The organism is Micromonospora sp. 15K316, from assembly GCF_004348525.1.
GTDB lineage: Bacteria > Actinomycetota > Actinomycetes > Mycobacteriales > Micromonosporaceae > Micromonospora.
In genome coordinates, this window is sequence record NZ_SMKG01000278.1 from 1 (window position 1) to 6,621 (window position 6,621).

The window sequence follows — 6,621 nt, forward strand, 5'->3', positions numbered from 1 at the left end:
GCGGCGGGTCGGTGGCACGGGGGACGTCGGCCGGGTGCTCTCGTTAGCGGGTCGGCCTTTCGGCCGGGACGATCCGGGTCGCGTCGAGGTGGTGGGCCGGACGGGTGACGTAGCCGAACGATTGTTCGGCCAGACTAGCGTCATGGCAGAGAACTCCCCCGCCGAGCCCGCTGCGGACTACGTCACAGACATCGGGCTCCGGCGAATCGATCACGTCGGTATCGCCGTCGCCGACCTGGACGCCGCGATCGACTTCTACCAGAAGACGTTCGGCATGCGCTGCGTGCACACCGAGACCAACACCGAGCAGGGCGTACGCGAGGCGATGCTGACCGTCGGCCCCGACGTCGAGGGGGGCTGCGTGCAGCTGCTCGCCCCACTCACGCCGGAGTCCACCATCGCGAAGTTCCTCGACCGCAACGGCCCCGGGGTGCAGCAGGTGGCGTACACCGTCGCGGACGTCGACGCGGCCTGCGCGGCGCTGCGCGAGCGCGGGATGCGGCTGCTCTACGACGAGCCGCGACGGGGCACCGCGAACTCCCGGATCAACTTCGTCCACCCGAAGGACGCCGGGGGCGTGCTGGTGGAGCTGGTCGAACCCGCCGCGCACTGACCGACGGCTCCCGGCCGCCGCTCTCCGCATGGCCGGGGGCCGGGGGCCGGGGGCCGACCAACCGCGTCGGCGAGCACGAGTCTGCGCGCTGCGACGCCTGCCCGGACACCTTCACGCATCGGCCGATGCAATTGTTCACAGGGGACTTCCCGCCCTAGCTACCGTTCAGTAACGTCCGCCCCCAACAGGGGCGCGACCGGTCGACGATGTGTCGGACGCCGACATGGTGGCCGATCGCGCCGGCGCCGACGATGGCAGCACCCAGTCCCGCGCGTGCGGGTGCGGACGAACGGGAGGTCACCGTGCAGGACATCCTCGAAGCGATCATGACCGCTGAGGGCTCCGACCAGCCCGAGCGGGAACTCGCCGGGATCGCCGGCCTGCCGGTGCCGGAGAGCTACCGCGGCGTCGTGGTACGGGCCGACGAGACGCACATCTTCGACGGGATGGCGTCGCGCGACAAGGACCCGCGCAAGGCGCTGCACGTCCAGGAGGTGCCGACGCCCGAACTCGGCCCCGGCGAGGCGCTGGTGGCCGTGATGGCCAGCGCCATCAACTACAACACCGTCTGGACGAGCATCTTCGAGCCGCTGCCCACCTTCACGTTCCTCCAGCGCTACGGCCGGCTCTCCGCGCTGACCCGCCGGCACGACCTGCCGTACCACGTGGTCGGTTCGGACGCGGCCGGCGTGGTGCTGCGTACCGGCCCCGGGGTGACCCGCTGGCGGCCCGGCGACGAGGTGGTGGCGCACTGCCTCTCGGTGGAGCTGGAGGACTCGGCCGGCCACGACGACACCATGCTCGACCCGCAGCAGCGGATCTGGGGCTTCGAGACCAACTTCGGTGGCCTCGCCGAGCTGGCCGTGGTCAAGGCCAACCAGTTGATGCCGAAGCCGCGACACCTCAGCTGGGAGGAGGCGGCCAGCCCGGGACTGGTCAACTCGACCGCGTACCGGCAGCTCGTCTCGCAGCACGGCGCCGGCATGAAGCAGGGTGACGTGGTGCTGATCTGGGGAGCCTCCGGCGGCCTCGGTGGCTACGCCACCCAGCTGGCCCTGCACGGTGGAGCGATCCCGGTCTGCGTGGTCTCCTCCCCGGAGAAGGCCGAGCTGTGCCGGCGGATGGGCGCCGACCTGGTCATCGACCGCACCGCCGAGGGGTTCCGGTTCTGGCGGGACGAGCAGACCCAGGACGCCGACGAGTGGCGTCGCTTCGGCGAACGGATCCGGGAGCTGACCGGCGGCGAGGACCCGGACATCGTCTTCGAGCACCCCGGCCGGGAGACCTTCGGCGCCAGCGTCTTCGTCGCCAAGCGCGGTGGCACCGTGGTCACCTGCGCCTCCACCAGTGGCTACCAGCACCAGTACGACAACCGCTACCTCTGGATGCATCTGAAGCGGATCATCGGCAGCCACTTCGCCAACTACCACGAGGCGTGGCAGGCCAACCGGTTGGTGGCCCTGGGCCGGGTGCACCCCACGGTGTCGAGGACCTACCCGCTGGAGCGGACCGGTCAGGCCGCGTACGAGGTGCATCGCAACGCCCACCAGGGCAAGGTCGGCGTCCGCTGTCTCGCCCCGCAGGACGGCCTCGGGGTGCGCGACCCGGAGCTGCGCGCCCGGCACGCGCACGCGATCAACCGGTTCCGCGGTCACTGAACGCCCCGGCCCGTCCCGTCCGGTCGCGCCGGGGCGGAACGGGCCCGGTGCCGTGCCGGCCGAGCGAGGCGCGGCACCGCCGGTCCGGGCGACGACTCACGGCCAATGCGGGTACGCCACCGCCTTTCCGGCGCGCGGTCGGCGTCCCATTCGGGTACCGACGCGGGGTACGCACAAAGGGCCCGGCCGGTGCCGTAGTGAGCCCCTTTTCGCGTACCGGCACGGGACCGGCCTACCCACCCCGGAGCTGCCAAGATCGGTGCCCGGCCCGGTCCCGTGACGAGCGGAAGTTGACCATGTAAAGAGGACTCGAAAGGTTCGTACCGCTCTTGCGGAGCACCCTGGGGCGTCTGCCAGTATGTCCCAATGCCCCAGCAGCAATCCTCCCCTCTCGCGTTCTTCGATAACGCGAACTCACAGCCAGATTTCACGGTTGGCCTGCGCGGATACAACACCCACCAGGTCGATGACTTCCTCGGCCGGATGACCGCCGCGCTCACCCAGTCCGAGCAGGCCCGGGCCGAGGCCGAGCAGCGGATGAACGACGCGCAGCGTCGGCTCCGCCAGGCCGACCAGCGCGTGGCCGCGCTGGAGCAGAAGCTCACGGACACCAACAAGCAGCTCGAGGAGAACAGCCGGCCGACGCTCTCCGGCCTGGGCACGCGCGTCGAGCAGATCCTCCGGCTGGCGGAGGAGCAGGCCAACGACCACCGCAACGAGGCCAAGCGCGAGTCGGAGGGGATCCTCTCCGCCGCCCGCCTCGAGGCGCGGGAGATCACCGACAAGGCCCGCGCCGAGGCGGCCGCGATGAAGGCCACCGCCGAGCGCGAGGCCGGCAACCTGCGCACCGCCGCCGAGCGGGAGGCCGCCGAGGTCCGCGTCCAGGCCCGCCGCGAGGCCGACACGCTGCGCGCCGACGCCGATCGGGAGACCAAGCAGCTGCGCACGGTAACCGCGCACGAGGTGGCCGAGCTGAAGTCCACCGTCGAGCGGGAGGTGGCCACCCTCCGGGCCACCGCCGAGCGCGAGATCACCCAGCAGCGGGCGAAGGCCGCCCGGGAGGCCGAGGAGAAGCGCGCCGAGGCGACGAAGCTGCTCACCGACGCACGCGACAAGCGCGACAAGGACCTCCAGGCCCTGGAGCTCCAGCTCGCCGAGCGCCGGGAGAAGGCCGAGCGCGAGGAGTCCGAGCGGCACGCCGCTCAGGTGGCGCAGACCCAGAAGATGGTCAGCGAGGCCGAGCAGCGGGCCCGCGCCGCCCAGGAGCGGGCGAAGGAGATCGAGCAGCGCGCGGAGGCTCGCCGGGTCGAGTCGGAGCGCACCGCCGCCGAGACGATCGACAAGGCCAAGGCGCTGGCCGACAAGACCCTCAGCGAGGCGAGGGCGGAGTCGCAGCGCCTGCTCAGCGAAGCCCGCACGGAGGCCGAGCTGACCACGCAGGCGGCCCGCCGCGAGGTCGAGGACCTCACCCGCCAGAAGGACGCGGTCACGTCGCAGCTGGGTCAGATGCTCTCCGGCCTCGCCGGCATCGTGCCCGGTGTGCCGAACGGGCAGGCCGCCGCGGCGGACGACAAGCCCGAGGCCGGCAAGTCCGGCGGCGACAAGGTGGCCGCGGAATCGGCTGGCTGACGCACCGCAGGGTCGGGGCATGACGCGGCGCGGGGGGCACCGGGTGACCGGTGCCCCCCGCGCCGCGCGCTTTTCACCACCCACTGTTATCCACCGGTACGACCCGAGTGAAGTAGGGCCGACAGGGGCGTCCGTATCGCCCCAGGAGGGCCCGTTGCGTGTGAGGATGAGGGCATGTCGCACGGCGAGGAACTGTTCGCTCTCGGCGGGGACGTGGCCACGGAGCCCAGCTTCGAGACCGCTCTGCGGGGGTACGAGAAGAAGCAGGTCGACCGGTACGTCGCGCGGGCGGAGCATGAGATCACAGCTCTCGCGGCAGAGCGGGAGCAGGCCTACACCCAGATCCACAAACTCGCCGGCCAGGTCGAGGTGCTCCAGCGGGACCTCGCCCAGGTGCGCAAGCAGGTCGGCGTGGTGGACCGGGCGTCGTTCCGGCACCTCGGCCCCCGCGTCGAACACATCCTCACCCTCGCCGAGGAACAGGCCGAAGAGATCCTCCGCGTCGCCAACGACGAGATCGACTCCCGTCGGGCCGCCGCCGAGCACATCATCGAGGACGCCCGCGAGCAGGCCGAGAAGGCGCTGAAGGACTTCGAGATCGCCCTCGCCGCGCGGCGCGCCGAGGAGGAGCGGCAGGCCGCCGGCCGCAAGGCCGAGTCGGAGGCCGCCCTGCGCGCCGCCAAGGAGGAGTCCGCGAAGCTGCGCCGCAACGCGCAGGACGAGCTGGCGAAGGCGCAGCGGGAGGCGAGCCAGCTCCGGGAGGCCGCCAAGGAGATCCACACGCGGGCCCAGCAGGAGTCCACCAAGCTGCGCGAGGCCGCCCGGGCGACGCTGGCCAAGGCGGAGCAGGAGGCCACCGACCTGCGGGACGCCGCCAAGGAGGTGCACGCGAAGGCCCAGCAGGAGGCCAAGCGCCTCGTCGACCAGGCGACCGAGGCCGGGCGGGCCACCCACGCCAAGGCGCAGCGGGAGGCGAAGCAGACCATCGACGACGCCGCGATGGCGGGGCGGGCCACCCGGGCGAAGGCCCAGCAGGAGGCCGAGCGGATCACCACGCAGGCGAGCGAGACGGCCAAGCGCAGCCGCGCCGAGACCGAGGCGTACGTGCAGCGGATGCGCAGCGAGACCGAGTCGTACGTACAGCAGTCGCGGGCGCAGACCCAGCAGGAGCTGGGCGCCTGGCGGGCCGGCGTGGAGAAGGAGGTCAACTCCCGGCGGGAGACCGCGGATCGCGAGCTGGCCCAGCGCCGGGCCGCTGCCGAGCAGGAGTTCGCCAAGCGCCGCGACGAGCTGGAGAAGCAGCACAAGTCTCGCCAGCAGGAGCTGGAGACGACCTTCACGCGCCGCCAGCAGGAGCTGGAGACGACTGCCGCGCGCCGCCAGCAGGAGCTCGAGACCGAGTACACGGCCCGGCGCGACCAGCTGGAGGCCGAGTACACCACGCGCAAGAACGAGATCGAGCAGGGCGCCGACCGGGTCCGGCAGGCGGCCGAGCGGGACGCCGTCACCCTGCGCCGGGAGGCCGAGGAGCAGGCCGCCGAGCTGCTGCGCCGGGCCGAGGCGGACGCGACCGAGAAGCGTCGCACGGCCGACGAGCACGTCGCGACCTCCCGGCGGCAGTTCGAGGAGTACGCGGCGACGACCCAGCAGGCCCTGGCCACCACCCAGCAGCACCTCGCGGCGACGCAACAGGAGGTCGCGTCCGGCCGGCAGCAGCTCGCACAGGTGATGCTGGAGATCGCGCAGGCTCAGCAGAAGCTCGCCGATCTGCGCCAGGAGACGTGGACGTCGCGTCAGGAGTCCGACGAACTCCAGCGGCAGCTGGCCGAGCTGCGGGGTCAGCTCGCCGCCACGCCGGCCGGCTCCGACGGCCCCACCTCGCCGCCGCCCGCCGGCGCGACCACGGCGGCCGCGGGTCCGGCGGTGGCGGCCCGGCCGGTCGACACCGGGCGGGGCGCGGGCACCGACCCGACGGCGACGCCGGCGGGTACGTCCCGCACGGGCAGCACCAAGGGCGAACCGGTCGCCGGCAAGGCGCAGCCCGACAGCAAGGTCCAACCGGTCGCCGCGACCGCGCAGCCCGCCGAGGGCACGACACAACCCGCCGGGGCGGGTACGCCGTCCGGAAAGGGTGCGGGCGGAGCGAACGCGGCCGGCGCCCGGCCGGCGCCGACGACCGCCGAGGACGTGGCCGAGTCGCCGGCGACCGGCCAGCCGAAGGCCCGCCCGGTGGCCGAACCGGTCACCACGGTGGACGACGGCGCCGCCGGTGCGGCCGTGGACGGCGAGCCGACCGTCGCCGCGGTGCCCGGCGAGGGCGGCCGGGGCGCGACCCCCACGAAGATCACCAGCACGGGTGAGAACGGCAAGCGCCCCAGCAAGCCGACCACCGACGAGCGCGCGGCCAAACCCAACACGGTCTCGGTCGAGAAGGAGTGACCCGGGCCGGCGGACCGGCACCCTCCCGCGGCCGGCTCGCCGCCGACCGGGGATTGCGGCCGGTACGGTCCGCCGGCAGCCAGTAGTCTCCGGGCAGGGCCGGCGCCAGGAGCGTGCCGGACGCACGGATGAGGCGGCGCAGTCGCCGAACCTGACCGGAGGACTGGTGACTCAGGACGGGCCGAGGGCCGACGGGCCGGATCCCGAGCGGGCCGAGGCGGGGCAGCCGACGCCGGAGCGCCGCCGGGGGTCACGGCGCACCCCGGCCCCGCAGGGCGCGAC

The 6,621-nt window shown here is 73.2% G+C and carries 4 protein-coding genes; all 4 read left to right on the forward strand.

The window, feature by feature from the left end; translation table 11 throughout:
* Positions 1-142: 142 nt before the first annotated feature.
* Positions 143-613 (forward strand): methylmalonyl-CoA epimerase, encoded by a 471-nt coding sequence (gene mce / locus E1211_RS29285; protein ID WP_132353004.1) that lies wholly within the window; start codon positions 143-145, stop codon positions 611-613.
* Between the two features lie 302 nt (positions 614-915).
* Positions 916-2,271 carry a crotonyl-CoA carboxylase/reductase gene (gene ccrA / locus E1211_RS29290; protein WP_132353010.1) on the forward strand — a complete coding sequence of 452 codons (1,356 nt, stop codon included), beginning with the start codon at positions 916-918 and terminating at the stop codon, positions 2,269-2,271.
* A 366-nt stretch (positions 2,272-2,637) separates the two neighbouring features.
* Entirely contained in the window at positions 2,638-3,900 is a 1,263-nt protein-coding gene (locus tag E1211_RS29295; protein ID WP_132353006.1) for a DivIVA domain-containing protein, read from the forward strand.
* Between the two features lie 174 nt (positions 3,901-4,074).
* Positions 4,075-6,339 (forward strand): hypothetical protein, encoded by a 2,265-nt coding sequence (locus tag E1211_RS29300; protein WP_132353008.1) that lies wholly within the window; start codon positions 4,075-4,077, stop codon positions 6,337-6,339.
* Positions 6,340-6,621: the final 282 nt, after the last annotated feature.